Source organism: Mycobacterium sp. RTGN4 (genome assembly GCF_033804635.1).
Taxonomy (GTDB): Bacteria; Actinomycetota; Actinomycetes; order Mycobacteriales; family Mycobacteriaceae; genus Mycobacterium.
Genome location: NZ_JAPZLB010000004.1, coordinates 414240 through 440430, shown reverse-complemented (window position 1 = coordinate 440430; position 26191 = coordinate 414240). Strand labels below are relative to the sequence as shown.

General features: G+C 65.2%; 23 protein-coding genes and 1 pseudogene. 14 read left to right on the top strand and 10 right to left on the bottom strand.

Annotated features, from left to right (window positions below):
- The first annotated feature begins 20 nt into the window (after nt 1-20).
- The 6 genes from SLQ30_RS11940 (at nt 21) to SLQ30_RS11915 (ending at nt 6306) form a co-directional block, all read left to right on the top strand.
- Complete coding sequence (locus SLQ30_RS11940; RefSeq protein ID WP_319446521.1) at nt 21-668, top strand: DsbA family protein; 648 nt, start codon at nt 21-23, stop codon at nt 666-668.
- Entirely contained in the window at nt 661-1092 is a 432-nt protein-coding gene (locus SLQ30_RS11935) for a nuclear transport factor 2 family protein (protein WP_319446470.1), read from the top strand. Before SLQ30_RS11940 ends, SLQ30_RS11935 begins: the two co-directional genes overlap by 8 nt.
- Before the next feature lie 125 nt (nt 1093-1217).
- Nucleotides 1218-2024: a crotonase/enoyl-CoA hydratase family protein gene (locus SLQ30_RS11930; protein ID WP_319446469.1), complete on the top strand. Its 807-nt coding sequence runs from the start codon at nt 1218-1220 to the stop codon at nt 2022-2024.
- Between the two features lie 4 nt (nt 2025-2028).
- Complete coding sequence (locus SLQ30_RS11925; RefSeq protein WP_319446468.1) at nt 2029-2829, top strand: mycofactocin-coupled SDR family oxidoreductase; 801 nt, start codon at nt 2029-2031, stop codon at nt 2827-2829.
- A gap of 97 nt (nt 2830-2926) precedes the next feature.
- Nucleotides 2927-3748 carry an ABC transporter ATP-binding protein gene (locus SLQ30_RS11920; protein WP_319446467.1) on the top strand — a complete coding sequence of 274 codons (822 nt, stop codon included), beginning with the start codon at nt 2927-2929 and terminating at the stop codon, nt 3746-3748.
- Complete coding sequence (locus tag SLQ30_RS11915; RefSeq protein WP_319446466.1) at nt 3748-6306, top strand: ABC transporter permease; 2559 nt, start codon at nt 3748-3750, stop codon at nt 6304-6306. The genes SLQ30_RS11920 and SLQ30_RS11915 overlap by 1 nt, the downstream gene beginning before the upstream one ends.
- On the opposite strand, the gene SLQ30_RS11910 is transcribed toward SLQ30_RS11915, so the two are convergent.
- From SLQ30_RS11910 to SLQ30_RS11880, 7 genes are all read right to left on the bottom strand, one after another.
- Nucleotides 6303-7622, bottom strand: coding sequence for an acyltransferase (locus SLQ30_RS11910; RefSeq protein WP_319446465.1), 1320 nt, complete (start codon nt 7620-7622; stop codon nt 6303-6305). The two genes, SLQ30_RS11915 and SLQ30_RS11910, sit on opposite strands and share 4 nt — an antisense overlap.
- A 6-nt stretch (nt 7623-7628) precedes the next feature.
- The gene (locus SLQ30_RS11905; protein ID WP_319446464.1) at nt 7629-8966 is read right to left on the bottom strand and encodes a cytochrome P450; all 1338 of its coding nucleotides are present in this window, start codon (nt 8964-8966) and stop codon (nt 7629-7631) included.
- Between the two features lie 159 nt (nt 8967-9125).
- A complete protein-coding gene (locus SLQ30_RS11900) occupies nt 9126-11147 on the bottom strand; it encodes a hypothetical protein (protein WP_319446463.1) in 2022 nt (673 codons plus the stop codon).
- Between the two features lie 250 nt (nt 11148-11397).
- Complete coding sequence (locus SLQ30_RS11895; RefSeq protein WP_319446462.1) at nt 11398-12246, bottom strand: universal stress protein; 849 nt, start codon at nt 12244-12246, stop codon at nt 11398-11400.
- Nucleotides 12243-13658 carry an APC family permease gene (locus SLQ30_RS11890; protein ID WP_319446461.1) on the bottom strand — a complete coding sequence of 472 codons (1416 nt, stop codon included), beginning with the start codon at nt 13656-13658 and terminating at the stop codon, nt 12243-12245. Before SLQ30_RS11890 ends, SLQ30_RS11895 begins: the two co-directional genes overlap by 4 nt.
- 272 nt (nt 13659-13930) lie before the next feature.
- The gene (locus SLQ30_RS11885) at nt 13931-15433 is read right to left on the bottom strand and encodes an MFS transporter (protein WP_319446460.1); all 1503 of its coding nucleotides are present in this window, start codon (nt 15431-15433) and stop codon (nt 13931-13933) included.
- Nucleotides 15433-15870: a MarR family winged helix-turn-helix transcriptional regulator gene (locus SLQ30_RS11880; RefSeq protein WP_319446459.1), complete on the bottom strand. Its 438-nt coding sequence runs from the start codon at nt 15868-15870 to the stop codon at nt 15433-15435. The genes SLQ30_RS11885 and SLQ30_RS11880 overlap by 1 nt, the downstream gene beginning before the upstream one ends.
- Nucleotides 15871-15976: 106 nt before the next feature.
- Between SLQ30_RS11880 and SLQ30_RS11875 the strand changes: the two genes are divergently transcribed.
- Both SLQ30_RS11875 and SLQ30_RS11870 read left to right on the top strand, forming a co-directional pair.
- Complete coding sequence (locus tag SLQ30_RS11875; RefSeq protein WP_319446458.1) at nt 15977-16690, top strand: cysteine hydrolase; 714 nt, start codon at nt 15977-15979, stop codon at nt 16688-16690.
- Between the two features lie 398 nt (nt 16691-17088).
- The gene (locus SLQ30_RS11870; RefSeq protein WP_319446457.1) at nt 17089-18384 is read left to right on the top strand and encodes a PE-PPE domain-containing protein; all 1296 of its coding nucleotides are present in this window, start codon (nt 17089-17091) and stop codon (nt 18382-18384) included.
- Nucleotides 18385-18393: 9 nt separating this feature from the next.
- Here SLQ30_RS11870 and SLQ30_RS11865 read toward each other — a convergent pair whose 3' ends face one another.
- Both SLQ30_RS11865 and SLQ30_RS11860 read right to left on the bottom strand, forming a co-directional pair.
- Entirely contained in the window at nt 18394-18663 is a 270-nt protein-coding gene (locus SLQ30_RS11865) for a hypothetical protein (protein ID WP_319446456.1), read from the bottom strand.
- Between the two features lie 95 nt (nt 18664-18758).
- Nucleotides 18759-19721, bottom strand: coding sequence for a transglycosylase SLT domain-containing protein (locus tag SLQ30_RS11860; protein WP_319446455.1), 963 nt, complete (start codon nt 19719-19721; stop codon nt 18759-18761).
- Between the two features lie 140 nt (nt 19722-19861).
- On the opposite strand from SLQ30_RS11860, the gene SLQ30_RS11855 reads away from it, so the two are divergent.
- The 4 genes and pseudogenes from SLQ30_RS11855 to SLQ30_RS11840 all read left to right on the top strand — a co-directional run bounded on the left by SLQ30_RS11855 (nt 19862) and on the right by SLQ30_RS11840 (nt 24833).
- Nucleotides 19862-21487, top strand: coding sequence for a serine/threonine-protein kinase (locus SLQ30_RS11855; RefSeq protein WP_413468013.1), 1626 nt, complete (start codon nt 19862-19864; stop codon nt 21485-21487).
- Between the two features lie 183 nt (nt 21488-21670).
- Nucleotides 21671-23140: pseudogene (locus tag SLQ30_RS11850) on the top strand (APC family permease).
- A 9-nt stretch (nt 23141-23149) separates the two neighbouring features.
- Complete coding sequence (locus SLQ30_RS11845) at nt 23150-23962, top strand: helix-turn-helix transcriptional regulator (RefSeq protein ID WP_319446453.1); 813 nt, start codon at nt 23150-23152, stop codon at nt 23960-23962.
- A 43-nt stretch (nt 23963-24005) separates the two neighbouring features.
- Entirely contained in the window at nt 24006-24833 is an 828-nt protein-coding gene (locus SLQ30_RS11840; protein WP_319446452.1) for an SAM-dependent methyltransferase, read from the top strand.
- Between the two features lie 58 nt (nt 24834-24891).
- Here the strand turns inward: SLQ30_RS11840 and SLQ30_RS11835 are convergent, their stop codons facing one another.
- Entirely contained in the window at nt 24892-25062 is a 171-nt protein-coding gene (locus SLQ30_RS11835) for a hypothetical protein (RefSeq protein WP_319446451.1), read from the bottom strand.
- Between the two features lie 180 nt (nt 25063-25242).
- Here SLQ30_RS11835 and SLQ30_RS11830 point away from each other — a divergent pair, with 180 nt between their 5' ends.
- A complete protein-coding gene (locus SLQ30_RS11830; protein WP_319446450.1) occupies nt 25243-25863 on the top strand; it encodes an FMN-binding negative transcriptional regulator in 621 nt (206 codons plus the stop codon).
- Nucleotides 25864-25920: 57 nt separating this feature from the next.
- Nucleotides 25921-26190, top strand: coding sequence for a hypothetical protein (locus tag SLQ30_RS11825; RefSeq protein ID WP_319446449.1), 270 nt, complete (start codon nt 25921-25923; stop codon nt 26188-26190).
- Nucleotide 26191 lies beyond the last annotated feature (1 nt).

The following is a 26191-nucleotide window of genomic DNA, read 5'->3' as shown; positions in this document are numbered from 1 at the left end:
GAGCCATGAACGCGAGATCGATGAACCTGCCGCTACGTGCCCTCGGCGCGGTCCTAGCGGTGACGGTCGGGCTGCTGATGTGTGGACCGACCGCCGGCCTGGCGCATGCGTCGGTCGCGGCACCTGCCGGCGATGCCATCTCGATAGGCGACCCCGATGCGCTCGGGCAGATCGAGCTCTACGTGGATCCGCTGTGCCCGTACAGCGGCAAGATGGTGCGGGATAAAGGCGGCGAAATCGGCAAGCGCATCGAAGCCGGGAACCTCCGCGTCAATCTGCGGTTCGTAGACTTCCTCGACAAGTACTCCGCCAGCGGCACATACGACGACCGCGCGATCGCCGCGTCCTACGTGGTGGCCGACCAAGCGCGGTCCAGTGACATCACATGGCGATTCGTTCAGGCGATCTACTCGGCAGACCAGCAGCCCAAGGAGAAGGGGCCCACGGACCTGAGCAACGATCAGCTGGCCGACTTGGCCAATGGCGTCGGCGCGCCCCAGTCAGCTCAAGATCTCATCAGAACCGGCCTGGCGATCGGCTTCGACCCTCACGCCATCGCAGCCAACAATTTTGCTGCGCTGCATCGATACCCTGAGCCAGGAGTCCCACTCGTCGTGATCAACGGCCAGCCGGTCGACGGAGCATCGGACTGGCTTGCCCATGTCTGAATCCACTCGTTCCGTCGACCGAAGTCACGACGACACTGAGCACGACCCCATGGCGTTCACGCAGTCACTTCTGAATGCGTTCACCGCCAGCGACTCCGCCCGGTACTTTGCCCATTTCCACCCCGACGCGACGTTTCTCTTCTACGACACTCCACATCGCATCGAGTCGCGCAAGGACTACGAGGACATGTGGTCACGCTGGGAACGAGATGCTGCCTTCAGGGTGCTCGACTGCAAGTCCACCAACCAGCGCATGCAGTCGTACCCCAACGGCACCGCCATATTCACTCACGACGTCCGCACGACGCGCTCGCTCGACGGCGTCGAGGACGTCGTCTTGGAGCGCGAAACGATCGTCTTGGTGCGTGTGGACAATCAATGGACCTGCGTGCACGAGCATCTGTCTCCGTATCCGGCAACCTAAATCCGTGGTCTCCGAACGGACTTCGGATCGATGTTCAGCCCGTGAGCGGCATGTGTCGACGAGGCTCGATTCCCCTTCGCTGGTGGTCGCGACAGCCAAGTTTGGCGGCGCGGTAAGTTCCCAACGTGAGCGAAGACAGAGTTCAGGTGCAGATCGGTGCTGGCGGCGTGGCAACGGTGACGATGGTGCGCGCCGACAAGCACAACGCCCTTGATCAAGCCATGTTCGAGGGCTTGATGAATGCTGCAGCGCGACTGGCAGACGACACCTCGGTTCGCGCGGTAGTGCTGCACGGGGAGGGGAAGAGCTTCTGCTCGGGCCTGGACATTGCCAGCTTCATGTCCGGTGAGGGTGGCACCGGCGTGCTGTTGGACCGCGACGACGACCGGCTGGCCAACTTCGCTCAGCGCGTGACCTACGACTGGTCTTTGGTGCCTGCGCCGGTGATCGCCGCGATTCACGGGAATTGCTTCGGCGGCGGTCTACAGATCGCGTTGGGTGCCGATATCCGGATCGCAACGCCGGACGCAAAGCTGTCCATCATGGAGATCAAGTGGGGCCTCGTTCCCGACATGGGCATCACGCAGACGCTCCCGCGCCTAGTGCCCATCGACGTTGCGAAGGAGTTGACATTCAGCGGCCGCATCGTTTCTGGGAGCGAGGCGTTGGCGCTCGGGTTGGTCACGCGAAATAGTGACGATCCGCTCGCTTCGGCGCTGGCGCTGGCAGAGCAGATCGCGCAGAAGTCTCCTGATGCCGTCCGGGCTGCCAAGCGTCTCTACGACGAGACCTGGGTCAGTGACGACGCCGCCGCCGCGCTGAAACGCGAATCCGAGCTGCAAATCGGGTTGATCGGCAAGCCCAATCAGATTGCGGCGGTGGTGGCCGGAATGTCGGGGGAGCAGCCAGTCTTCGTCGAGCCGGAGCGCTGACGGCATGGGGGCGCTGGATGGCCGGGTCGCGTTCATCACCGGAGGAGCACGCGGGCAAGGACGCGCGCATGCCTTGGCCTTGGCTGGCGAAGGTGCAAACGTCGTCATCGCCGACGCGCCCCGTCCGATGAACCTGACGTATCCACTGGGCACCGAGGACGATCTGCTGCGCACGGCCAAGGAGGTCGAGGAGCTCGGCGGCCGCTGCCTTCCGATCGTGATGGACGTGCGGGACGCCGCCGCGGTCAGTGCCGCCGTCGACGAAACTGTAAGCAGCTTGGGAAGTCTCGATATTTTGGTGGCCAACGCTGGGGTGGTGAGTACCGGACCGCTGGAAGACGTGACCGACGAGATTTGGCACCAGCTGGTGGACACCAACCTGACGGGCGCGTTTCACACTCTGCGTGCCGTCATACCGGTGATGCGACGGCAGCGTTTCGGCCGGATCGTCGTCACCTCGTCGATGGGCGGCCGCATGGGCATCCCGGAGTTGGGCGCCTACAACGCCACCAAGTGGGCAGTCATCGGGCTCGCGAAGTCGTTGGCCCTGGAGGTCGCCAAGGAGGGCATCACCGTCAACGTCATCTGCCCGACCACGGTGCACACGCCGATGGTGCAGCCCGAGGGCGGCGACGACGTTCCCGACGAACTGGTCCAACGGATGATGAGGGCGAATCCGATTCCGCAGCCGTGGATCGAGCCCGAGGACGTCAGCCGCGGGCTGCTCTATCTCGTCACAGACCCAGGCGTCGTCACCGGCAGCGTGCTCGAGATCGCCCTGGGTGGCAGCGCCCGAATTCATTGACGAGGTACGGGCTTAAGTAGTAGCGCACCAATATCGGGCCAGATGGCAGTAGTGCGCTACTGGGTCCGTCGCAACCCACGCGGGTGACGATTGATCGATGACTTCGAACCGGACGTCGACGGTCGCTTCGGTGGCCGGCAAAACAAGTCGGCCTGCAGGTCGTGGAAGGCGTCGCGACCGGCACCAATTGGGACTCCTGGGGGGCGATTCGAGCGTCAAGCCGACATTGCAGATCAAGGGCGTCGGGAAGGCATACCTGCGGGGAGACGAGCAGGTGCAGGTCCTCGTCGATTTCGACTTCACCTTAGAAGCAGGCGAATTCGTCGTCGTGACCGGCCCGTCGGGAGCCGGCAAGTCAACCCTCCTGCACATCGCCGGCGGCCTGGACGCACCCGACAGTGGCACCGTTGCCGTGGATGGGCAGGACGTGTGGACGATGAGTGTCGGTGCGCGTGCCGCGTTCCGGCGGCGCAACCTCGGATTCGTGTTCCAGTTCTTCAACTTGGTGCCGATGTTGACCGCAGTGGAGAACGTGTCGCTCCCGCTGGTGCTCGACGGTGTCCCTGCCCGATTGGCCGACGCCCGCGCTGAGGAGCTACTTCAACGGGTCGGGCTTGGCGATCGGGTCCGATACCGCCCAGCGGAACTCTCGGGCGGACAGATGCAAAGGGTGGCGGTGGCGCGCGCGCTGGTGGCCCGGCCGTCCCTCGTCCTCGCCGACGAGCCGACCGGAAACCTGGACAGTCATTCGTCCATCGAGGTCCTGGATCTCCTACGTTCGCTGTCGGACGAAGACGGCGCGGCGGTCGTCATGGTCACCCACGACCAGGCCGCGGCGGAGTACGGCTCCCGCAAGTTGCACCTCGTTGACGGTCGTGCGTCCGCGAGCCACGCGTTCGCGCCCGTTGCGGGGCATTGATGCGAGGGTTGCGGGCCGGATTGCTGTCATTTCGACGCATCCACCTCGCGGCGTTGATCGCCGACTGGCGCCGCACACTGCTCAGCGTGATCGGCGTCGCGCTGGGAGTGACGGTGGTCCTTGGGACCTTGATCCTCAAGACGGAGCTCGCCCGCCCCTTTGACTCATTCGGCCCGTCGCTCACCCATGCTGCCCACACAGGGGTTGTCGAGGTCACCCCGAACGTCAGCGACCGGTTGCCGATCGAAACGGTCGACCGGCTGCGCTCCGACGTGACAGGCGCGGCGGCCGTCATCCCGATCGTCGCCAGCTTGACGCCGGTGGACGTCGCCGGTAGTAGGCACGGCTTCTTCCTGCTCGGCGGGTCGTGCCAGATCGAATTGCTGGTCGGCTCGTTCAACTGTGAGCAGCGTGCCCGCGACGAGAAGCCTGCAGCCGGTCCCGGTGTGCCACTGCAGGTTCCGGTAGCCATCGCCGATCGGCTCGGTCTCCATCTCGGCGACGAGTTGGGCATCCCCGGCCTGCCTCCGGGTGCGGCACACCTGGGTTGGACGTTCCCCGATTTCGACCGCGTCGCGGGCATCAACGGCGGCTACGTGCTGTTGGCGCCTTCGGTAGACGTCGCCGCAGGCATGCTCTCCTCGCCCAGTTACGCCACGGCCGCCTTCGTCGTGCCGAGACCGGGCGCCAAGATCCAGGCCGACATCGACCGCGTCATCGCCGGGGTCGCAACAGCGGGCCCGCCCAGGCCACACCAGCCGGCCGTGTTCGAGAACGCCACCCAAAGCTTCGACCTGACCGCGTTGGCGGGTGTTCTGATCGGGCTCCTCATCGCCGTGAACACCATCCTGCTGGCCGTCGAGGACCGGCGGGCCGTGATGGGGACCATCGGAGCGATCGGCGCCAAACCCATCGGGCTGTTGGGCGGAATGCTCTGCGAGGGAGCCATTGTCGGTGTGTTCGGCGGACTGCTCGGGGTGCCAGGCGGATTCCTACTTGGGACCTATCTCGTGAACCGATTCGGGCAATCCATGCTCGCCGGATCCGGCGGCACCATCGCAGCGCACTTCACACCGGACTTGATCGTGATCGGAGCCGCCGCGGGAATCGTCTGCGGAATCCTCGCGATGGTCGGACCTGCCGTCAGGTTGTTTCGCGAAGGGCCCTTGGCGTCAATGGCCAGTGTCGGCGGAATGCAGCGGGCCAGAAGGATTCCGATGTGGCCGCTGGTCGTGGGGACGGTCCTGTTGGCCGCCGCTCTCGTGTTGTTGAAGATCTTCGAGCGCGGGTCGCTGCCGCTGAGCATGGGCATCAACGGAATGACCGTGGGGTTGTGTGGGGTGGTGTTGGTGACGGTGTGGATCGCCCCGCGTGGCGCCGCGTTGTTGATCAAACTGATGACGATCGCGCGTCCCGCCGTCGGGCGTCTGCTGGGCGCCGATTTCCGGCGCTACACACTGCTATTCGCCATTTCTGCCGCGCTACTCGCCGAGGGCACCAGCTTCGCGATCGGCTCGCAAAGCATGCAACTGCTCGGCACCGACCAGGTTGCCGCGCAGAAGGCCGAGCGACTGCCCGACGCCTTGCTGATCGCCGCTCAGTCGGTGCTCGATCAGCGGGACGGCCGGATTTCCGACTCCGCGTTCGACTTGGTCGCGGGTACCGCTGACGGGCGGAACGTGTCGTCGCGGTGGCGATCGACGATCTCGTCGGGCACCTTGTCACGACTAGTCGTCGGCGTGACGCCGGGCGACTGGTACAGCCAAGGCCTCTATGAACCGACCGGCGCGCACGACAGCTTCTGGAAGGGCTTGGGGGAAGGGGAGCTCGGCCTGAGCGAGATTGCCGCTAGCCGGCTCGGCGTCGGACCCGGCGACACCGTCGAGTTGCCTACCGTCGAAGGCCCCAAGCATTACCGAGTGGCGGGAATCTTTCGTCCACGGATGATCGATGACACCGCCGTCGGCGACGTCGTCCTTGTCTCGGAGCGGTTGGCACGCAACGATTGGGCGGCCGTACGCGACCAGGTCGCCGTGGACTTTTCCTCGCCCACAGATGCCGCTGCCCACCGTGACGACTTCGTGAATCTTGGGGCCGGGCTGGCGGTGTACGACAACGAACAGTGGCGTGTGGAGGCGACAAGTGGGATCACGCGATTCCTGGAACCATTCACGATCGCGGGGTACATCGTGATGGCCGCCGCCGGCATCAGCGTGTTGAACGTGTTCGTGCTGGGACTCATGCAGCGCAAGCGTGAGCGAGCCGCATTGCGGGCGATCGGGGTAACTGCCGGGCAAGAACAGGCCGTGATCATCGCCAATGCCGTCCTGCTCGGCGTGCTCGTCGCCAGCGTCGCCGTGCTCGGGGGTATGGGCCTCACGTATCTCTGGTCGCTGGGCTCACCGGTGTACTACGGCATCAAGATCCAGTGGGGTGTGTTGCAGGAGTCGCTGCGAGCCGGAGTGGCAGCCGTGTTCGTCTTCGTCCTTGCGGCGGCGGTGTATCCGGTGATTCATGCGCGGCGGCTGGAGACCGTCGAGGTGCTGCGAACCAACTAGCCGTGAACCTCGCGGTGCACTCGCGGAATGTCGTCGTCCGGACACCGGAACCGGTGCACGTGTGCCTTGATCGCGGAGCCGGACATCACCTCGAACTCCCTGGGCGGCAATGACATCAGAAAGACCAGTCCGCGGCCGTCCGCTCCGTCCATCAGGGCGCCGAGTCCAGCAACGGGCAATTTCATCAATGGCGTGACGTAGCACGGGTAGGTGCCTTCGAAGTGGATGCGATAGACGCCGAACCCGCTCCAGTTCGAGACGAGCGCGTTCCACCGGACAGGATTGAAGGCAGTGGATACGCAGCGAGCGGCCCGCCATGCGCCGCCAGCGTCCAGGAACTGTTGGTTGACGCGCATGTCGCAGTGTTCGTCGCTGAAGTGGTCCACGTGGTGACGGATGCATTCGGCAATCGCACGGGCCGACGCTCCCCTTCTGAGCTCGAGGTTCAGCGTGGTGATGACATTGCCGACAATCATGGGATCGAGGCCACAACGGTTGCGCGCGTTCACGGCGATCGCCAGCGTGCGACGATCACCCGAGGGGTCCGCGTTCATGAGTGCTTCGGAAACATGAGCGCACACAACGTCATTCGCCGACAAGCGCATCGGACTACCGAAGGACTCGCGCATCCGGGCGATTTCGTCGTCACCGAAGTACAGGCTGAGGGTGCGCTGCCTCCGCGCATCCTTTGCCAGGTACAGCGCGCTGCGGGCAAGTTCGGCGATTCCGAGGCAGCGCACCCCGGGTTCCCGAGCGCCGTCGGCAGGGAGGTGCTCGTCGAGGTAGGCAGCGCGGTCTTCGACGATCAATGGCTCAGCGACTGGCTTGTCCGCAGCGGCGGCGGCCCATGCGTTCATGAAGTGCATCGCCGTCTGCATGTCGCCGATCACGTGGTGCCAAGAGAAGCCGATTGCGGTTGCGTCGTCGGCAAGATGCGTGAGCCGTACCTTGCACAGCGGCCCCCATCCCCATCGGGCCGTGGCGCCGTTCACCGCGTCGATGAGCCACAGCCCAGTGTCGTCCGACGCCGAAAGGATCGCATCGTCGAGCGTGCGATCCGACGACACCGACGTGAAGGGCACACCCCCTCCCTCGCAACGGATTCGCATCGAGCCGCCGGCGAGGACCGCTCGCCCCGCGAATATCGGAAAAGTGGTGAGCGCGTCCGCGAGTGCACGGGCGAGCGCGCTCGTGTCGAGCTTCCGCTCGAAGAAGAAGACGATGTGGACCGCCAAGTTCGCCACCATGGCGTCGCCGACGTTGCACCGGATTTCGAGCTTTCGTGCATGCGACGGACTGATCATCTGGGTCGACATGGCAGGCTACGTTCGGCGATTCAGCACTACGCGGCCGCCGAGTTTCGGGGTGTGGGCGACTCCTCGGAAATGCGACTTTTCGTCGGCGGTGGCATCGGTCTGGATCCGGAAGTTCTGCAGCACCGTCCGCAGCACGATGTCCATTTCGGCGATCGCGAAGTCGCCGCCGAGGCAACGCCGCGTTCCGCCACCGAACGCCAGCCATGCCGGTGCTGCCGGTCCGGTGCCCCGGAAGCGATTCGGATCGAATCGTTCGGGGTGAGCTAATATTTCCGGATTCTCGTGCAGATCGGTAACGCGTACGAGCACCGTGCGATGCTGCGGAATCCGCCATTCGTCGAGATCGAAATGGGGCGCCCTGACCCGGCGGCCGATCACGTCGATGACGGTGCGTACTCGAAGCACCTCGAAGATCGTGGCCCGACGGAAGTCGCCGCCGCCCTCGTCGACCTCTCGGACCAGTTCGGCTAGCACGTCCGGGTGGCGTCGCAGCCGCTCAAACGCCCAAGCCAGTGCGGTCGCTGTGGTTTCGTGGCCCGCGCAGGTGAGTGTCAACAGTTCGTCATGGATGTCCTGGCGCAGCATGCCGGTTCCGTCGGCGCGCCTGCTGCGCAGCATGCAGGCCAAGACGTCGGTCCGCTCATCGAGATTTGGTTCGGCATAGGCCTTTTCGATCAACGTACGCACGACGCGGTCGAACGCCTGGCGCAATTCGTCAAGCCTGCCCCACGGGCTGTGGCGTCCGGTTCGGAATGGTGGCGAAGGTACGAATGCCAAGACCTGCCCGAGTTTCATGTAGGGCGGGATGAGCGCGCGTAGTTCCTCAAGCTCGGCCCCGTTGGGGCCGAAGAGGACCTGCAGCATCACGTTCAAGGTGATCCGACTCATCGGTTCGAGGATCCGGAACTCCTCGTGCTCAGGCCAACTCGCACTTTCACGCAGTGTCTCGTCGACGATGGTCTGCTCGTAGTTCTTGAGGCTCTGCCCGTGAAATGGCGGCGCGAGTAGCCGGCGCCGATCGCGATGTCGACTGTCATCGAGCCCGAACATCGATCCAGGCCCGAACCAATTGCTGAGGTTAGGCTGCACGTTGACCAGCTGCTCGGCAGTCGCGGTACACACCGTCTTCACCAGCGCCGGGTCGGAGACCACCACGGATCGGCCAAAGAAGGGGACATCGATCTCGAAGACGTGTCCGTGCCGACTGATCCAATTCAGCATCGCCTTGCGACGGAAGAAGGCGAATCGAATGCCCTGCACAAGCTTGGGGGAGCGCACCGAGGGCGGAGACAACGTGATCGGGATCGACATTTCGCACGGATTGGCCGTGGCCGAATCGGTCATGCGGTCCCCAATCATCAGTGACGTGCTTCCGGAATCGTCGCTCGCGGGCGATGGGACGAGCTCGGTAGCGCGCTACTGCAATCTGGAGCGTTTCGGCGCGGAGTTACTTAGGCGTGGCGGGGCGCGCCGATCCCACGAGATGGGCCCTTACGCCGGAGTTCAACACATCGGTAGTGGGCACTTAGGTGCCCTTGGTGCGGGCGCCTGACGTGGCGCTGGAGCAGGTCGTGGCGCTGGAGCCTGGTGTGCGGGCGGTGCCTGTCGGACGGGCGCCTGCCGCGCGGGTGCCTGGGCAGGCGGCGCATGCCGGGCGGGCGCCTGCCGAACCGGGGCCTCAGGAGCGGGAGCCTGGGGCTTCGGATCGGGAGCGCGCTCCGCCGGTGCTTCAGGTGCGGGCCGCTGCTGCGGTGGCTCTTGCTGAATCGGCGGTGCTGGGCGCGTTCGCGGTTCCGATGCCGGCGCCTGAGGGACGGGATTGTCTTGGTGAGGCGCGGAGTCGTCGCGCGGAGGAGCCGCCTCAGGGTTGGGTGGGGTCACTGGCTTCGGTGCGGCTGGCGGCGCCACCGCAGGGTCCGGCGAGCCGGCCCTCGGCGGGACCGCAATCTGCCCCGACGAAGGATTGGGACCACTTCCCGGCGCATTGTTGCCCGGAATCTGCTCCGGCTTTCCCCGCGAGTGGGCGACCGTGGGCGGTGTGTAGGCGGGCACCGGTGAAAGCTTGGGTGCGGTAAACCCGGGTGACACCTTCGACGGCGGCGTAGTCGGTGCGGGTGCCGTCAATGCCGGTGGCGCAAAAGACTTTTGGTGGTTGTCTGTGCGCGTGTTGGCGGGTCGCGGCCCAAGCGCCGACGGTGGCAGCGGCGACCAGACGGGGGCGCTGGTCCGCGGGGCGAGCTCCTTGGTGAAGTCACGGGCGGATTTGTGCGCGAGGTCCTTGATCAGTGGCCCGGAGGCGCTTGTCGTGTTGTCGTTGGAGATGAACTGCGCCAGTGAGGCATTCAGGCTTACCACCGGCGACGAGGCGTGGAGGTTGACGGTGGTGACTGACTGGGTGCCGGCCAGCGGTGCCCAGTCGCGGTTGCGCGGATTGTGCCAATCCCGGTTCATGTTCCAGTTTTGGTACAGGTTCGGGTGGAATCCGTGGGTCTGGTCCCACTGCGTGCGGTGGTACACCGGGTCGTTGTTCTGGAACTTCCACTGGTAGTACTGCTCGTATGGGTGGTGGCGGTTATACCAGTCCTGATTGCGTGGGTCACCGGGGTGGTCGCGGCGTTGGCCCCAGTCGTTGCGGCCGTCGCGGTCCCAGCCGTTGCGGTCGTAGCCCGCCCAGTTGCAACCCGCCCAGTTGTAACCCCAGTGGTCATAGCCCCACCGGTCGTAGCCCCAGCGGTCGTACCCCCACCGATTGAATCCCAGGAAGTCGAATCCGTACTGGTTGTAGCCGCTGAGATCGTAGTTGTACCAGTCGGTTGGGTCGTAGCCGTAGAGCTGTCCCCACGACGGGTCGTAGTAACCCAGGTCGTCGAGGTTCGGTGTGAGCGGAGGATCGTAGGGCTGCGGCCAGTCGGCCGCAGGGTCGGCCGGAACATCGGGCGGCGGTGAGCCGACGTCGTCGGACGGATCCGCGTATCCCCAGGTTGGCGCAGTCGCGCTAGTGTCTGCGACGTCGTCGGGCGGCTGCGGCCGGTTGCCCGGATCGGCGGCCTGTGGTGCGGGCAGGGCGGGCAGTTGTTGCACCGAATCGGGCGTGTACTGCAGAAGTTGTTGTGTCAGTTGCAAATAGAGGTTTTGCAGACTTGTCCGCTCAGTTGATGGTGACAGGTAGTCCAAGTCCTGTTTGGCCTGATTGAGCGACGTGCGGGCGTCGGTCAGCTGATCGGGTGTGGGCTGCTGTCCGCTGCCGAGGACATCCTGTGCGTTCTTCAGATCGTTGACGACGGCGGTCAGGGCAACGTCTTGCGCGTGCTCGGGAAACACTGCCTTCTCGACACCCCACAGGGTGCCTCCGGGTGAGGTCTCGTACGTTGCGCCAACTAAGCCCGCGACGAGTAACACGACCAATCCGCCGGCAACGGCCGTCTTGCCCTTGCGCGTCCGAGGCACGAGCCTGCGCCACCGCGACGTGGGCTCGGCCGACTGCAGAACATTCTCGTGGACGGGCGGGGGGCTGAGCGTCGTCATGCCGACCTCCTCAACGACGGCCGGATGGCCGTGGTCGCATCGCCCCGGACTCCGCGATTTCGGATGTTTTGGTGCCTGTTGGTGCCAGCCGATCTGCACGCCTACCACGACTAATAAGCACAACTAAACTCTACGCAGATCCGCCATGGGCGCCACATTCCCGGCGGAATTCTCATCAACTCACAGCCCTTGCAAAAGGACGCACAGGAAGCGTCCGTCAGGGCCGCGACCAGAGTCGCCGGACGTGCGACTACTCCTCCTCGCCCGGAGTCACGACGATCGGGATTTCCAGGAATCGGAGGATCCTGGCGGCAGTAGAGCCGATGAAGAGGCGGCGGGGCGGCGCGAGTCGGCTGGAGCCGAGCATCAGGAGATCGCCGTCCTCCCAGTCGAGCCCTTCCACGGCTTCTTCAACCGTGGCGCCGTCGGCGACGACGGCCGTGACTTCAGAACCTTCGGGAAGTGCCGCCTTCACGGATTCGAGTGTGGCGTAGGCATGTTCGCGGGCCGCCGCGACACCCTGTTCACCGTGCTTGTCGAGCGCGACGAGCGAAACCAACCGGAGTGGCGCCCCAGTCGCCTTGCTCGCCCGCACCGCGGTGTCGAGCAGCCGGGCCGCGCCCGGGCGGTCACCGATGGCGCACGTGACGGTTCGGACGCGTTCCACGTCGGAATCTCGGGTGCCTCGCGGAGCAACTGCGACCGGAACCGGCGCGAAATGCAGCAGGTCGTCGACGAGCGAGCCGAGCGACAAGCTTCCGATGAGCCCGCCGCCTGACCCACCGACCACGATGGCCTCGGCCTCGAGCCGAAGTGCTTCCGCACTGAGTGCGCCGGCGACCGAATCGTCGACGAGGACCCCCCCTTGAGCGGTGACGTCGTCGGGCACCAGGCGCATCGCCTCGTCGAGCCACTCCGAACCCTGCTCGGCGAGCACATCGTGAAACTTGCCGGACGTCACCCGAGGGGTGGTCACGTCATCTGGGGCAAGGACCAACCGCAGTTCCAGCTCCGCGCCGAGAGTTCTGGCGAGCCGAACGCCGAGTGCAACGGCGTCCGAACCACCCGGCGTGGCGAGATAGCCGACGACCAGCTTCACTTGGACTCACCTGCCTTGCCGTGCTCGACGTGGGGGATGGGCGTGCCCTCCTCGGCGAGGGTCTCCTCTTCGATCTTCATCGTCAGCGGCTTGCGCAACCCGCGCGTGACATAGACGAGCAGTATCAGCCCGACGACGAACCAGATCGCGCCGTAGAGCAGGGCGTCGAAGTGCAGGTTGATCCACAAGATCGCCGTCAGAATCATGCCGATTACCGGCAGCACGATGTTGGTGAGGATCTCCTTGGGCGTCTTTCGCTTCTTCAAGCGGACGGCGTAGTAGAGAAGCACGGTCAGGTTGACGACGGTGAACGCGATGAGGGCGCCGAAGTTGATCATCGCCGAGACGAATTCGAGCGTGAACTTGAAGGCGAGCAGGGACACCGCGCCGACGATGAGCACGGCGTGCAGCGGCGTCAGGAACTTCGGGTGGATGTAGGACAAGTACCGCGGAATCCGGCCCGTGCCATTGCGGGCCATGACGTAGATCATGCGAGAGACGCTCGCGTGCGAGGACAGGCTCGACGCGAACATGGCGGCGAGGGCGGCTGACACGAACAGAATCTTGAAGAACTCGCCGCCCACCTTCAGCGCGAGTTCGGGCAGTGTGTCGTCGGTGACCTCGAAGCCGTCGAGTGTGGGGAAGGCGGCCTGGGCGAACCATGCGCCGAGGAAGAAGATGGCGCCGCCGATCAGCAACGCGAGGACGATGGCCTTCGGCACCGTGCTCGGCGTCTTCGCCTCCTCGCTGTACATCGTGATCGCGTCGAAGCCGATGAACGAGAAGCACACCACCGTGGCACCGGCGATGACGGCGCCCATGTCGACGCCCGCGTGATACAGCGGTTCGAGCGTGAATATGGTGCCCTGGCCCAGGCCGTTGCGTATCGAGTTGTAGGCGAGCACGATGAACACGCCGATGAGCACAACCTGGAAGACGACGAGTACGCCGTTGATGTTCGACGTGCCCTTGATGCTCCAGGCGTTGAGTGCGGTGACGATGGCGACGTAGATGAGGACGAATATCCACGACGGGGCGTCGGGGAAGAACGACTCGAAGTAGATCCGGCCGATGACGGCGTTGACCATCGGTAGTAGCAGATAGTCGAGCAGCGACGACCAGCCGACGAGGAATCCGATGTTGGGGTGGATGACCTCCGAGGCGTAGGTGTACGCCGATCCTGCAGAGGGAAAGACGCGCGTCATCCGGCCGTAGCTGATCGCGGTGAACACCATGGCGACCAAGGCCACGATGTAGGCGAGCGGGACGACGGCGTCCGTCTCGTCCGACACGATGCCGAACGTGTCGAACACGGTCATCGGGGTCATGTAGCCGAGGCCGAGGCCGACGATCGCCCACAGTCCTAGCGAACGCCCGAGATGTGGCGTGGTGGATGTTGAGGTCTGTTGCACGCGAGTGCCTTTCAGCCGACCATTCGTTCGAGTCACTGGGTGCACAGCATGCGGCGTCGTGACCCGGACGCTTACGTTATCCGTCGGACGACGGCCGCCGTGGCAAATTGACGAGCGTGGTCACATGATCGCATCGCCGGGCAGGGCAACCTATCCGACTGGATCCGCGATGCCGGGGAACACGCCGAGATTGACCACATCGACGCCCATCTCGGTATACCGCTCCATGAAGGCCGCGGGATCGCTGTATGGCTCAGTGAATACGTCGATGATTAACTCTGTCTCCTCATCGTTTCAGTACTGGCACACGGATCCTGGGGTTCGGCGATGTCGTGCGTAGGTGCGGTGTGCCCAGCACGCGAAGTCCTGCGGCGCCGCAGTAGGCGCTGCGGCGCGACGATCGGGTCGAGAGCCAGAGCGATCACACCGATTGCGCTGACGCCGACCAGGATCCAACCGATCACGTGCAGGCCGTGATCGTCGACCGAGGTGTGGAACACCAGCGAGATCACCGCCGATGACGCGATCGACCCGAGGTAGCCGCACGATCTCAGTAGGCCCGACGCCGTGGCGATCTGCTCGGCCGGAACTTGGTTGTACAGCGCGGTCTGGTTCGCCGTCGCCGTGGTGCCGAGCGTGATCCCGAAGACGAGGGTGACGCCCACGATCCAGACAACCGGGGTGCCGGAGTGAATCAGCAGCACCCCGATCGATCCGACCAGGCACGAGACTCCAGCGGCGATCAGCGGCGCGCGCACCAGGTTGCGGGTGGCAACGGGTTGCGCGATGAGTGCGGCCAACCCGGTCATCGGCAGCAGGAGCAAACCCGCGGTCCTGGCGGAAAGGCCCTGTCCGGCCTGCAACCATTGAGTCACGCCATAGAGCACGGTGTACATGCACATCGTTGTCACGGCGAAGCGCACGTAGGTGCGGATCAGCGCGGCATGGGTGATCAGCATGCGCACATCGATGAAGGGAGTGCGGGCGTGCAATTCCCACCACATCAGGCCGACCCCAAGCCCGACCGCGAGGACCAACACGATCCACGCCGGGTGCGGCAATGACAGCAAGAACACCAGCAGGGCGGCCAGTGCGCCGCCGAAACCGACGATGCCGACCACGTCGAGTTCGGATAGCGTGCGCCGAAACATCCTGTTTTCTACCGCCTTTGGGTCGGCGGGTACCCACGCCAGCGTCAAGACCAGGGCCACCACGGCGACCGGAATGTTGATCAAGAAGGTGGTCCGCCAACCCCACGCGTCGACGAGTGCACCACCGATGGGCAACCCCGCCGCCGCGGTCACCGTCCCGGCGATCACCAAACCGCCCAGGATGCGTCCAGGTGGCGCTTCCAGACCAGCCTCGGTGGCGCGACGGCGGATGAGCAGCATTGCCGAGGGATAGGCGCACGAGGTTCCGACACCGATCAGCACCCGCGCGACCACGAGCACGGCCAGGCTAGTACCGACGCCGCCGATGAGACCGCCGAGGACCACGCCCGCAATCCCCGTCAGGAGGATCCGACGCGCCCCGAAGACTTCGGCCAACTTGCCCGCAGTCGGTTGGGCAATCGCCGTCGCCAGGTAGAGCGCCGAGATGAGCACTGCGGTACGCCCGACCGAAACACCAACCGCGGCAGCGATCGGCACGATTGCGGTCGCCATGAGCGAGCTGTTGATGGGGTTTAGGGTCGCGCTCACGAACAGCGGCGCACTGAACCGCCAGCCGAAGGCGGTGGCCGGTTCGGCGCCGCGACGCGTTTCAGTGGCTCGCATCAGAAACGCGCACCCAACCGTTCGATCAGCGGCGCCGCCTGAGTCAGGGTCCGCAACTCGGCGGTGCTGAACTCCTCGGCGAGGACCGTGGCGAATCGTCGGGCACGCGCGTCGCGGTCGTGCCGCACGTGCTCGACGCCTGCGGGGGTCAACGACATCACCTGCCGCCTGCCGTCTGTCGGATCGAGCTCCCGCTGCACCAAGCCCTGCGACTCCAGGGACCCGAGCGTGACCCTCATCGCCTGCGGGCTGATCTGCTCGACCCGCGACATGTCCGCCGCTGAGGACGGACCACCTCGGTCCAACCTTGCCAGCGCTACCCGTTCCGGCAAAGTCAATTCACCTGAAGTCTGCATTTGCTTGGCGCGCCGCGAAATAAGCGAGAACGCCTGGTACACAACCGCAGCCAACGCATCGATATCCGGCTCACCACTCATGATTGACAATCTAGATTGCGCAATCTAGATTGTCAATCACCGCGGTGGTGACGGCTGTCGCGATGCACCCGAGACCGTCGGTGACGGAGAGAATGAGGTGATCACCATGGCATCGGCGAAGACTGCGTCGCGACTGGTCCTGATCAATCTGCTGATTGTTCTGACTGTTGCCGCATGCGCTCGCACGGCGCCCGCCCCGAATCCGGCTGCTACGGTCACGAACACCACCGGTCCGTCCCGGCTCCAGGCGGTCGATCCGGCTCATACCGCGCTGTTGGTGATGGACATGCAACGAGGCTTGACGTCGCAGACCGGCTCTGCGGGGAACGCGTTGGCGGCGCGGATCGCGGCAGCGGAGCGGGCCAGCCGCAACGCAGGGGTCATGGTCGGCTTCGTGATGACGGAGTTCGCGCCCGGCTACCCCGATGTGTCGCCAAACAACAAGGAATTCGCCCCAGCGGTGGGAAGCGGAAAGATGATCCGAGGTGACCCCGACACCCAACTCGATCCACGCATCGCGCCGGTCGGGACCGAACACGTGATCGTCAAGCACAGGATCGGCGCGTTCAGCACGGACTCACTCGAACAGGTGCTGCGCGCGAGAAATATCAACACACTGGTGTTGGCCGGCATCGCGACCAGCGGCGTGGTGTTGTCGACGGTGCGGGTCGCCGCTGATCTCGACTACCGAGTCATCGTGCTATCGGACTGCGTGACCGACCCGGACCCCGAGATCAATCGGCTGTTGCTGGAGAAGGTGTTCCCACCCCAGGCTGATGTGACCGACTCCGACAGGTATGTGGCCGCGCTCGCCCATTAGCACCCGACGAAAAAAGTCCGCAAAAAACTGTCCCCGATGCGCGTGGTGCGGGCCCTTACCTGTATCCGTGGCCCGCCCCGGGCTGCGACCAGAGAAAGGGGACCGGGTGCACCGGAGGGGTGCTCGAAGCCCTCGATGGCGAGTGCTAGCCGCGGCGCGCCAACTCAACGGTCGGCCCGTACACCTGCTTGGTTGGCGGGCCGGCCGCGACAGGCTAAGCAAAGGGCATTCCCGTACGTCGGCCCGGCGAGCGGGCGCGATGAACGAACCACCACGCAGATAGCAAACTCGTGCCGTAGTATTCGCCGCGGATCGGGACGTGCAAATCCTGAAGGGGAGTATCGGTGGGGAAATCCGGTGGCAGGCATCGTGCTGTACAGGTCAAGAAGGCAGCGCCAATGGCCGGTGCGGTGGGGGTGGTCGCTGCGGCGGGCGCGGCAGTCGTGGGTCTGACACCGACGATCGCGGCCAGCCCGCAGCTAATGGCGGAGGTGTACTACCTACCCGGCACGAAGATCGGCACCGTCCGCACTCCCGCGCAGTCCGAAGACTTTGCGCTAGCAATTTCCACAGCGGCAGGTCAACCCCACACCGAAGGGGAGTACCAGGAGGTGCCTTATCCGGCCTCCATCTGGCCGTTCTCCACTGGTGGCCTGAGTGACCCGAAGTGGAACGACTCAGTGGCCGCGGGCTTGGCGGCACTGACGGCCGATCAGCCAGGCTCAGGGGACACCATCATCGGGTACTCGCAGGGTGCCGTCGTTGCGACGGAGTACAAGCGCGCTCATCCGGACAGCGGCGTCGACTACGTGCTCGTCGAGAATCCCAATCGGCCCAACGGCGGTTTGCTCGAACGCTTCAACGGGCTGAACGTGCCGATCCTCGATATTTCGTTCAACGGCGCGACGCCCGTCAACCCCAACCCGACGGATACCAGCGGTAAGACGGTCGACATCTCCCGCCAGTACGACGGGTGGTCGGACTTTCCGGCCTATCCGCTCAATGTGCTGGCCGACGCCAACGCGATTGCGGGTATCTACTATCTGCACGGCAGCACCCAGGACCTTGGCTCCGATGCGCTCGACGGTGTCGACACCACTCACGGCAACACCATGTACTACCAGGTGCACGGCGACACCACGTACTACCTGATCAAAACCGATCAGCTGCCAATCCTGATGCCGTTCAACGGTATCGTGCCCAAGCCCGTGCTGGACGCGCTCGACCCTCCACTGCGCTACCTCGTCGAACTCGGTTATGACAGAGCCGATTACAGCACTCCAACCCCGGCCGGCCTGGTGCCAAACCTCAATCCGGTGACGGTCGCGACCGGGTTTGCCGAGGCGACCGGGCAGGGCGTCCAAGCCGGCTTGGGTCAGAGCACCCCGACAATCGCCGACGCCCGCCGGGCGCCGATTTCAACCCCAGCCGAACTCAACACGCCGAAGCTCAAGGCGCCAAAGTTGGACCTGCCCAAGCTCGACGTGCCGAAACTTGAGTTGCCGAAGCTGAATCCGCCGAAGCCGCGGAATACCGTCTCAACGGTTTCGAACAGCGTGACCAAGCCGAACACGAAGGCCGGCAACGGCAATCCGGTCAAGTCGATCCAGTCGGCGCTGAAGTCCATTGCGAAGAACCTGGCGCCCAAGGCCAAACCCGCGAAGGCGGACAAGGACTCATCGGGCGAGTCCTGACAGCGACGGCTATCCGCCGAATCCGTTGTCGAGACCGAGATGCGTCCCGAAATACCAAGGGACGCCGAACTTCGCGCCGATTGCGATGAGGACGAACGTAAGCACGGCGACGAGCGTTCCGAAAGTGCGCGCTCGCGTGCCGTTCTGCAGGAACGCGAGCACCAGAAACAGGAACCCGAAACCTGTCTCCACCCACGCGAGAATTGTGAGCGGCGTGTCGATCGCTTTCCCGTAGTCGGTGACGTGCCCGTCGGGAAAGCCGTTCATGGACAAGTCCATCCAAGTCACGAAAGCCAGCCCAAACGCGGCGCACCCACAGACCACGCAAGCGAGTATTGCGACGGGGCGCATCCGTGACACATCGACCACGGTAGCTACTGAGGGTGAGAAGCCAAATAGTCGGCGACGGGTATCGGCGACGCCGCGACGTAACCGATCGGCAGCAGGACGTCACCGGCGGTCGTGTAGTAGTAGACATCCCACCGGTAATAGCCGGCGAACGCGGCGGGATCGGCCGCGAGTATCGCCGCGTAGTCGTTGACCGCTTGCACGTATTCGTTGGCGTTGTTGTACCGGTAGATCGCGTGGTCATGATCGTCGACGAAGCCGTTCGCGGCCAGGTAGCGGCCGGCGGCCATGATGCTGTCGTGCGGCGAGTGGATGTCGCCACCCTCGGCGTAGCCGGCGAACGTCGACGGCAGGAACTGCATGGGGCCTTGCGCTCCCGCGGTGCTCACCCCGTTGACGCTCCCGAAGCGAGTCTCGATCAGGTTGATCGCGGCCAGGTAGTTCCATCCGACCCCGGTCGCCGACTCGGCCTCGCGGTAGTAACCCAGCAGTTCCTCGGCCGGGGCCGGAGCGTCGATGCGCCAAGCGGGCAACGTGTCCTTGCGGTGTGCCATCGCGGTGAGCTGCCGACGGGCGTCGACATTGCGGTCGTAGGCCTCGAGAAGGTCTTGCGGGATGCGAGGTCGGGTGATCGCATCCCACTCGGGGTGGTGCCCGATAGAACGGTAGGCGGCCTGCTGCCGGCGCGCTGCCGTCACCAACGCCGGCCCCGCCGTCGAGGGGTCGCGCACAGCGTGCTCGTCGGCGACGAGGTCGTCGGCCAATTGTGCTGGGTCCGATGCCAGCTGGGGCTGCGCACCGGTGGGAGCATTCCCTGGGGCGGCGACCGTCGGATCGTCCAACACAGTCACGTGGGACGGCCCGGGGGCGGCCGCCGGGGGAGTGATTCGCGGAGGCGGTGACTCCGAACAACCGACGAGTGCGAAGACGCACGCGGTGAGCAACAGCAGATCGGTTCGCCGAACGGCGACTATCCGGTTGCGGCGCATTATCAGAGCCTATGCGTCGACGTCCCGTGTGGCGCAGACCCAATCTGCTGGCAGGCAACGCGAGTGCCTCTTATGGTTAGCCGGTGGAGGGGACACCGTTCGGCCGGTATCGGCTGGTATCGCTGCTGGGCCGCGGCGGCATGGGCGAAGTGTGGAAGGCCTACGACACCTCCATGAACCGGGTGGTCGCGTTGAAGGTGCTACCCGCAAACCTCGCCGACGACGAGCAGTACCAGGTGCGGTTCCGGCGCGAGGCACAGATGGCCGCCGGGCTGGACGAGCCTCACGTCGTCCCGATCCACGACTTCGGCGAGATCGACGGCCGGCTCTACGTGACGATGCGGCTGATCGACGGCAAGACAATCGACGAGCTGCTCGTCAACGGCCCGCTCGCGCCTTCACGGGCCGTCGTGATCACCGAACAGATCGCCGCTGCCCTCAATGCAGCCCACCGCGTTGGGTTGGTGCACCGCGACGTCAAGCCGTCCAACATCCTGGTCACCGAGGACGACTTCGCCTACCTCATCGACTTCGGCATTGCGCGAGCGGCCGACGCTACCAAGCTGACAAGCACGGGTACGACGATCGGCACGTTGGCGTACATGGCGCCCGAGCGATTCACCACCGACCAGGTCGGCACTCGCGCTGACGTTTACGCCCTGACGTGCGTCTTGTGCGAGTGTCTGACGGGGACCCAGCCATTCCCCGGCGACAGTGCCGAACGCCAGATCACCGGGCATCTCACCTTGCCGCCACCGCGTCCATCGACCATGGTGCCCGGGGTGTCGCCACAGATGGACCAGGTCGTCGCGACCGGCATGGCCAAGAGCCCCGCTGACCGCTACGCCTCGACCAAGGAGCTGGCAGCTGCGGCCCGCGCCGCGCTCGGCGCGCCGAGCCCACACGACCAGCCCCCTCCACCAATGAACTGGGCACCCTCTGCGCCGAATTGGCCTGCGCACCCGCCGTTCTCGTATCCGGGTACGTCTCCGAATGCGCCGTCGACCCGCATTGCCACGCAAGGCCGCGGGGCTGACGAACTCGCGCCGTGGCCTCCGATCCCGATGCCGATGATGGACGCCCAACCACCGCAGCCCGGGCGCCCGTGGTGGCAGGGTCCGGCCATCTTGATCCCGGCCGCGCTACTGGCCGTCGTCGTTGTCGTCGTCATCGCCGCGGTCGTCGTGCTAGGTAGGCAAGGCGACACCGCGACCACTAGCCCCCAAGGCCGCCCGTCCGCACCGAGCTCGAGTTCGCGTGCGTCGGTGACCATTTCGTCTGCGCCGGGCAGTTCGTCCGCCACGGCTCCGACGGCCTCCGCCCCGCAGGGGCCGACCCAAATTCAGACCTCCGACGGGCTGACCGGCCTGCTGGACAGCATGCGAACCAAGTTCGGGGACACGATGGGCTACCGGCTGGTCGTCTACCCCGATTACGCGATCACCGATCGTGCCGACGCCAAGAACAGTCACGTCAAGCAGAGCTACATGTACCGCGACGGCGACTGGAAGTCTTGGGCCCCCGCGCTGTCGACCACTCCGTTCGACATTCTCGCCGATCTCAGCGCCATCAACGTGGCCGCCGTGACGGCGACCCTGGCGGGTTCGGCCCAACCGATGGGTGCGCCTGAAGGCACGTCGGCCTACATGATCATCGAAGGGGCAGAGGGCGGCGGCCTCGAATTGGCGATTCATTCCACCGCGCCCGGTACCGGCTTCATGGAAGTCAACGCGGATGGCAGCGTCAAGCAGATTCATCCGCCGTAGAGGCGATCGTGCTGACGGTTGGCTGGTCGCGGATGCCCCGGCATTCGGAGCAGGGTCAAATTCCGCGCTGACCTTCGACAAGCTGCGAACGGCGCGACGATTATTGTCGGATTCGATGATTTGCTGCTCGGCTGTCGTGGGTGGGGTCTATGGTTCGCACACCTCGCAACGAAAGGGCTGCACATGGCAGCAGACAGCATGGTGCCCGCACAGCCCGCGGATGAGGACGCTCGGGTCGCTGGCCACGAGCCGGAGCTGAAACGAACGCTCGGCTCCTTTCAGGTGTTCGCGGTCTCGTTCGCGTTCATCTCAGTGGCGGTCGGCATCTTCGCCACGTACGACGAACTCCTGCTGAGTGCGGGGCCCGTGGGGGTTTGGCTGTGGGTGCTCGCAGCGATAGGGCAGACCTTGGTGGCGCTGGTGGTAGCGCAGTTTGCTGCCCGGATCGCGCTGAGCGGGTCGTCCTACCAGTGGGCCTCGCTGTTGGCCAGTCCAAAGATCGGCTGGCTGTTCGGGTGGCTGACCTTCTGATACCTGGCGATCGGCTTGGTGGCACTCGACAACGCGTTGGCGAGCCAAGCGCTCATGCCGTTGCTTGGCATGCAGGAAAGCGAGCACTCAGCGCGGCTGATCACGGTAGTCGTGTTGCTCGTTCAGGCGGTGCTCGTGATCGCCTCGACGCGCCTGCTCGGGTGGATGACGTCGGCTGCGGTCGGGATCGAACTCGTGATCGTCGTCGTGCTGGTGATCGCGCTAGTGATCGCCTTGATGGTTAGGGACAGTGGAACCGTCGGGAATCTGACTTCGCGCGGAGTCACCGCAGGCGATCCCAGTTACCTTGCCATCGGCGGTGGGTTGATGGCCGGGATGGTGATGGGCCTGACCACGCTCGTCGGATTCGACTCCGCGGCGAATCTTGCTGAGGAGGCCAAGGATCCATTCCGCAGCGTGCCGCGCGCGATCGTGTCCTCGGTCGTGGCAGCCGGAGTGCTTGGGCTGATCTTCCTGATTACGCTCACCGTTGCGATCAGGGACATTCCCGGCATCACCGCCAGCGGCTCGCCGGTCGCATCGATCATCCGCGATCAGCTGGGTCCGGTGCCGGAGCGGCTGCTGCTCACCGGCATCTCCTTCGCAATGTTCGGCGCAGGGATGGTCGTGATGACTGCGTGCTCGCGTCAGGTCTTCGCGATGGCGCGCGATTCACGTTTCCCCGCGCACGCACTGATGCGGCGAGTCAACCCACGCACCCAGACACCAGTGCCCGCAACGATTTTGATCCTGGTGGTAGGCGCCGTACTGATGCTGGCGCTGCCAGGAGCGGCCCTGCTGCAGCTCATCATCGGATCGACGATTCTGCCCGCCATCATCTATGGCTCGACCGTGATCCTGTACCTCGCCGTGCGGAAACGACTGGAACACAAGGAGGGTGGATTCAGCCTCGGACGATTCGAACTGCCGGTGGCGATCGCCGCGCTGATATGGATTGCGTTCGCGCTGTTCGTCCTCGTGACGCCTGGCGATGCGTTGGTGCCCAACCTGATCGTCGTCGGCCTGGTCCTCGCAGGCGGCGTGTACTTCGCGAAGATGTGGATCTTCGACCGTTCGGTTCTGGACACCGAGCCCGCGCAGGCACCGCCTTCACACGGCTAAGCTGCACACATGGTCGTTCCTCGACTCCACCGTCCAGGCCGGCCGCTGGCTGCGCACGTCGAGTACTTCGGGCATTCGGACGGACCAGGCCGGCCGCTGCGAGACCGCGCCCTGCCGCGAGGGGCCGCGACCGTGATCTTCGACCTCAGCCCACGGCAGCGTCTCGAGGTCTACGCCGCTGATGGTCACACCCCGCTTCCCGTGCCTCCGGCAGTCGTCATGGGCCCTCACGTCAGCTCCTACGTATGCGACGTCGACCCGCACGCAACCACGCTTGCCATCCATTTCCTGCCAGGCGGCGCCGCACCATTTTTGCCGATGCCGTTGCAGGACTTGGAAAGTGACTTCCTCGGTGTCGACGAGGTATGGGGAGCCGACGGGCGGCGGCTTCACGAGCAATTGATCGAGACGCCAGGTGCGGCAGGGCGATTCGCGCTGCTCGAGCAGTTCCTGGTGGCACGTGCGCGACCGTCGGCGCGGTACGCCGACGTCGCGACGGCGTTGGACGCGGTCGAGCGCTCACCGGAACTCAGGATCGCCGATGTCGGTGCGCTCACCGGCCTGTCACCGAAACGACTGATCGCGCGCTTCCGCACCGAGGTCGGGTTGACGCCGAAGGCCTATGCGCGGGTCCGGCGATTTCAGGCTGCGTTGCGTCGCCTGCGGGCCGGCGATGCTCGCGGCGCTGAAATCGCGGCAGATGTTGGCTATTTCGACCAGGCCCACTTCGTCCGCGAATTCCGGTCGTTCACCGCGATGACGCCGTCGCAGTACGCGCAACGGCGAATCCGGTTGCCCAGCCATGTTCCGATCGCCGGGTAAAAATATCCAATCCCGGCCCTGCCGCGCTCGGCATGCTGAGTCCATGAACACCACGAAACACGCAGTAGCGTCGACAGGGCTCTTGGTGGCGGCGATGCGAGCCGCCGAGACTCGCCGGGAGGACGCGCTCTTCACCGATCCGTTCGCCGACGAACTCGCGGGTCCGGAAGGGCAACGCCTCCTTGGCGATTACCTCACGGCAACGGGTTCGGCCGCTCCGGACATCATCGAGATCCGCACGAGGTTCTGGGACGACGCCCTGATGCGAGCACAAGCCACCCCGGCGACGCAGTTCGTCATCGTGGCGGCCGGGCGGGACGCGCGCGCCCATCGCCTTTCCTGGCGGCCGGGTACCACGGTGTACGAAGTCGACCAAACGAACGTGATCGCAGCGAAGGAGCACGTGCTCGCAGGACGGGCCACGTCCTGCAGACGAGTTCCGATCGGCGTAGACCTGGCCGACGACTGGCCGACACATCTTCTTGCCGAAGGCTTTTCGGCTGACTCGCGAACCGTATGGCTGATCGAGGGGTTGCTTCAGTACCTCGACGCCGAGGCCGTGAACCTGTTGTTCGAGCGCATCGATGCGCTGTCGTCATCGGGTTCGACGGTGTGCTACGACGTAGTCGGAAGGCTGCTGCTCGGTGCGAGCTACCTGAGCCCCGTGCTGACCTACATGGCCGACCTCGGCGCACCGTGGACCTTCGGAACCGACCGGCCTGCCGAACTCGTAGAGCGGCTGGGTTGGTCCGCGTCGGTGACCGACGTCGCAGAAGTCGGCAATCGATGGGGCCGCTGGCCCGGTCCGGCCGTGCCGCTCGAGGTCCCCGACGTTGCCCGCGGATACTTCGTCGAGGGGATCAAGGGCTAGCTTCCGGTTCACGCAACCGCCCGCCTCCGCTACCGCCGGCCGTTGAGACGAGTAGCGGCTACCCGACGTTGCAGCCCGTGTCGCCGTGGTGGCAGTGCTCGCCGCCACCGCAGGGGTTGCAGTGGCAACTGCAGACGCCGACTGCCCGGGGGTGCTGCAGGTGCGCGGCGGCGGCCTGTTCCCAGTCGGGCTTGTCGGGCTCGTCTGGTCGGCGATGTCGTCCACCCATGGTTGGGCCTCCTTCGGCTTGGTCAGGCAGAGCCAAGGTCTGGAGCTCAAACGCGACGAATCCAAAACAATGGCACAGTTTCATGGAGGGACAAACCCGAACGCGCACCTGGGTGTGCTGTGTCACCACGGCGCGACGGCGGTGGAATGCGACTCAGCGCAGGGAAGGACGATTGTTTTGATGTACATCCCCACCCACTTTGCGCCCGACGACGAGGCCGTGCACGAAATGCTGGCTCAGCACGGCGCCGCGGATCTGATCACCGCAGGTCCGGACGGTCTGCAGGCCACGATGCTGCCCTTCCTGTACGACCGCGACCGCGGCGTGCTGCAAGGCCATTTCGCGCGCAACAACGATCATTGGCGTCACATCCAGGGCGCGGAGGCCCTGGTGATCGCGCGTGGCCCGGACTCTTACATCACGCCGACGTGGTACGCCTCCAAGGCGGAGCACGGGCGAGTGGTTCCGACCTGGAACTACGCGGTCGTGCACGTTCACGGCACCGTGACGATCCACGACGACACCGACTGGCTTGCCGACCTGGTCCGGCGGCTGACCGATCACCACGAGCGGCGCCGGCCGGTTCCTTGGTCGGTCGACGATGCCCCTGAGCGCTTCATCGCGGGACAGCTGCGTGCGATCGTTGGCGTCGAGCTGGCGATACGGCGAATCGACGCCAAGTTCAAACTCAGCCAGAACCGACCCGAGGCTGACATCGACGGCGTCATCGCGGGGTTGCGATCCGACGGCGACGAACGTGGCGCGGCTGCCGTGGAGGCTCATCGGCCCGAGCGGCGATAGCTCGAACACCCAGCGCGTAGGCCTACACTCGCCGGAGTTCGTCGAAGGAGGACGTGGGTGAGTGTGCTGTTGCGCGGCAACGTGTTCGTCCTGGGGGTGCTGGCCGCCGGATTGGCCGTGAGCGCCATGGCCTACGGCAGCACCGCCTCCGCCGAACCATGCTCTGAGACCACGTATTACGGTTGTGTCGTCGATCCGCACGCGCCGCTGCCCGAGCCGCCTCCCGGGGTGTCCCGCGACTACGGGGTACCCGCCTGGACGCCGGGGGTCGAGGTTTGTCCGCCGATCGGCGGTCACGGGCTCGGGGTTGACCCGCCCTGTATCTGAC

Coding starts and splice junctions, on each gene's coding strand:
- SLQ30_RS11920 (WP_319446467.1), top strand. CDS start 2,927: ATGACTTCGAACCGGACGTCGACGGTCGCTTCGGTGGCCGGCAAAACA.
- SLQ30_RS11855 (WP_413468013.1), top strand. CDS start 19,862: ATGGGCGAAGTGTGGAAGGCCTACGACACCTCCATGAACCGGGTGGTC.
- SLQ30_RS11840 (WP_319446452.1), top strand. CDS start 24,006: ATGAACACCACGAAACACGCAGTAGCGTCGACAGGGCTCTTGGTGGCG.
- SLQ30_RS11830 (WP_319446450.1), top strand. CDS start 25,243: ATGTACATCCCCACCCACTTTGCGCCCGACGACGAGGCCGTGCACGAA.
- SLQ30_RS11880 (WP_319446459.1), bottom strand. CDS start 15,870: ATGAGTGGTGAGCCGGATATCGATGCGTTGGCTGCGGTTGTGTACCAG.
- SLQ30_RS11875 (WP_319446458.1), top strand. CDS start 15,977: ATGGCATCGGCGAAGACTGCGTCGCGACTGGTCCTGATCAATCTGCTG.
- SLQ30_RS11865 (WP_319446456.1), bottom strand. CDS start 18,663: ATGGACTTGTCCATGAACGGCTTTCCCGACGGGCACGTCACCGACTAC.
- SLQ30_RS11925 (WP_319446468.1), top strand. CDS start 2,029: ATGGGGGCGCTGGATGGCCGGGTCGCGTTCATCACCGGAGGAGCACGC.
- SLQ30_RS11860 (WP_319446455.1), bottom strand. CDS start 19,721: ATGCGCCGCAACCGGATAGTCGCCGTTCGGCGAACCGATCTGCTGTTG.
- SLQ30_RS11870 (WP_319446457.1), top strand. CDS start 17,089: ATGGCCGGTGCGGTGGGGGTGGTCGCTGCGGCGGGCGCGGCAGTCGTG.
- SLQ30_RS11845 (WP_319446453.1), top strand. CDS start 23,150: ATGGTCGTTCCTCGACTCCACCGTCCAGGCCGGCCGCTGGCTGCGCAC.
- SLQ30_RS11935 (WP_319446470.1), top strand. CDS start 661: ATGTCTGAATCCACTCGTTCCGTCGACCGAAGTCACGACGACACTGAG.
- SLQ30_RS11910 (WP_319446465.1), bottom strand. CDS start 7,622: ATGTCGACCCAGATGATCAGTCCGTCGCATGCACGAAAGCTCGAAATC.
- SLQ30_RS11940 (WP_319446521.1), top strand. CDS start 21: ATGAACCTGCCGCTACGTGCCCTCGGCGCGGTCCTAGCGGTGACGGTC.
- SLQ30_RS11835 (WP_319446451.1), bottom strand. CDS start 25,062: ATGGGTGGACGACATCGCCGACCAGACGAGCCCGACAAGCCCGACTGG.
- SLQ30_RS11915 (WP_319446466.1), top strand. CDS start 3,748: ATGCGAGGGTTGCGGGCCGGATTGCTGTCATTTCGACGCATCCACCTC.
- SLQ30_RS11905 (WP_319446464.1), bottom strand. CDS start 8,966: ATGACCGATTCGGCCACGGCCAATCCGTGCGAAATGTCGATCCCGATC.
- SLQ30_RS11885 (WP_319446460.1), bottom strand. CDS start 15,433: ATGCGAGCCACTGAAACGCGTCGCGGCGCCGAACCGGCCACCGCCTTC.
- SLQ30_RS11900 (WP_319446463.1), bottom strand. CDS start 11,147: ATGACGACGCTCAGCCCCCCGCCCGTCCACGAGAATGTTCTGCAGTCG.